Genomic DNA, 1,468 nt, shown 5'->3' on the forward strand with positions numbered 1-1,468 from the left:
CCCGGTAATCTGCATGAGCTGAGCCAAGGAAGCGGGTTGTCGAAGGTTCGCAAGTGCCTCAAGAATGACTACCCCTTTGAGCATGGAAGAGTTTTCGCTCAAAGCATCTTTTTTTGCGATATCCAGATTTTCAATTATTTCTAGATCAGACATTGAATTAATCTCATAAAATTACATATTTTGTTCATTTTAATAGAACATGTGGACTTTATAGCATAAATTTATTAGTGTTATTACTTATACGAAACAACTTGTTCAGTAGAACTGAATAGAGTATGGTAACTTGTGAAGCAGCAATGAATAACCTTTAGAGGAGTTTGTATGCAGACGAATAAGATCTTTAAGTTGGTGCTTGGCGCAGCTCTGTGCCTGTCCAACATGTTGGTAGTAAATGGTGTCTATGCCCAGTCTTGGCCAACTAAGCCAATTAAGTTTATTGTTCCTTACCCACCGGGTGGAGGTACTGATGTTATTGCTCGGATAGTACAAGAGCCTCTCGCCAAGGAATTGGGTCAGCAAGTCATTATTGATAATCGCGGAGGTGCTGGTGGGTCAATTGGATCTGCTCTAGCAGCCCAGTCCCCCTCTGATGGATATACAGTGCTATTTACGCTCTCATCTCACACCATTAATCCTTCTTTTTATCCCCGACTGCCATTTGATACAGAGAAAGATTTCTCTCCAGTTGTGACCATTGCATCTTTGCCTCAAATCTTGGTTGCCAATCCCAATTTTCCCGCCAAGAATGTTAAAGAAGTGATTGAGATGGCAAAAGCAAAACCAGGCTCTATCTCTTATGCCTCTGTTGGTAATGGGTCTCCAGGTCATCTCGCTGGTGCGATGATGGCAACAGATGCAGGTGTTGATATGGTTCATATCCCCTATCGTGGCGGTGGCCCAGCTGTTACGGATGTCATGGCAGGTCAGGTTCCATTGTTATGGGTTTCTATTCCCGCAGCTGCCCAGTTTGTAAAGAGCGGTAAATTAAAAGCGCTAGCTGTTTCAACACTGAAGCGCTCTGCCGTATTTCCGGACGTTCCAACCATGGCAGAATCAGGATTTAAAGATTTTGAGGTGGACTCTTGGTATGCCATGTTTGTTCCTGCCAATACACCAAAGCCAATTATTGATCGTTTAAATCAGGCTGCCATTAAGGTGCTTGCACAGCCTGAAGTAAAGGAAAAATTACTCAGTCAAGGTGCAGAGGCAGTGGGTGACTCATCACAGCAATTGGGTGCTACTGTGAAAAAAGAGATCGCCAAATGGAAGCAAGTGGTAAAGGCAGCCAATATTAAGGTTGACTAAGCGCATTAAGTTCATTTTTAAACATTTAGTAAAGAATATATGTCAGAAGTAGAAAACATCATCAAGCGTGCTCGTATTGCGCAAAAAAGTTTTGAGTTGTACACACAGGAACAGGTTGATTTAGTAGTCTCCTCAGTTGCATGGGCTATTTTGGAGCCAAGCA

Annotated in this window: 1 protein-coding gene; it reads left to right on the top strand. The window is 42.8% G+C overall.

The features are described from left to right. Positions 1–321: 321 nt before the first annotated feature. Positions 322–1,305 (top strand): tripartite tricarboxylate transporter substrate binding protein, encoded by a 984-nt coding sequence (locus B7X71_RS16805; RefSeq protein WP_293601581.1) that lies wholly within the window; start codon positions 322–324, stop codon positions 1,303–1,305. The last annotated feature ends 163 nt before the right edge of the window (positions 1,306–1,468 follow it).

Source organism: Polynucleobacter sp. 39-46-10, assembly GCF_002282275.1.

Bases quoted from the DNA above. Each gene is read 5' to 3' on its own strand.
- B7X71_RS16805 (WP_293601581.1), top strand. From the start codon at position 322: ATGCAGACGAATAAGATCTTTAAGTTGGTGCTTGGCGCAGCTCTGTGC.